Origin of the sequence: Pseudomonas meliae (assembly GCF_001400515.1) — a bacterium.
GTDB lineage: Bacteria > Pseudomonadota > Gammaproteobacteria > Pseudomonadales > Pseudomonadaceae > Aquipseudomonas > Aquipseudomonas amygdali.
The window spans coordinates 220-863 of record NZ_LJQT01000223.1; the positions used below are offsets into that span (position 1 = coordinate 220).

Annotated in this window: 2 protein-coding genes; both read left to right on the forward strand. The window is 54.7% G+C overall.

Annotated features, from left to right (window positions below; translation table 11 throughout):
* Positions 1-395, forward strand: a 395-nt coding sequence (locus ALO64_RS26285; RefSeq protein ID WP_235804991.1) for a DUF932 domain-containing protein, incomplete at its 5' end; no start/stop codon positions are given.
* Between the two features lie 57 nt (positions 396-452).
* Positions 453-644, forward strand: a 192-nt coding sequence (locus tag ALO64_RS25940; RefSeq protein ID WP_094195087.1) for a hypothetical protein, incomplete at its 3' end; no start/stop codon positions are given.

The following is a 644-nucleotide window of genomic DNA, read 5'->3' on the forward strand; positions in this document are numbered from 1 at the left end:
ATGACGTGATCGAAGGCGCCTTCGAAGTGTTGAAGCATTTCGAACAGATCGACCACATAACCGCTGACATGAAGCATCAACAATTAGACCAGGACGAGCAAGAGGCTTTTGCATTGGCTGCCCTGGCGTATCGCTACGATCCGGCAGAAGGACCTGCGCCTGTTACCCCTTCCCAGTTGCTCATGCCACGCCGTCGGGAGGACCGTAGCAGCGACCTTTGGACCACCTTCAATCGAGTCCAGGAAAACACCATCAAAGGCGGTTTGACAGGGCGCAACAAGCAAGGCCGACGCACGACAACGAGGGCAGTTAATGGCATTGATCAGGATGTGAAATTGAATCGCGCACTGTGGGTGCTCGCACAGGCTCTGCAAAGCCGTCAGCTCGCGGCCTAATCTCAAGCCCGGACATGATCTGTCCGGGCACACAACACCCTAACGGAGGAGAACACCATGGGCCCCTATATCGTAACCTGGACTATGTACAGCGAAAACCCCGGCGACCATAAGGCAGCCGCCCAAGAAGTAGCGGAGCGGTATTTTCAAGAACGGATTGCAGCAGGAGAGCCCGATACGGCTTGTACGTTCGTTGTAACAAACAGCAAAGGCGAATCGAAACAAATCGACTTAGGGAGGCGCTGCAAA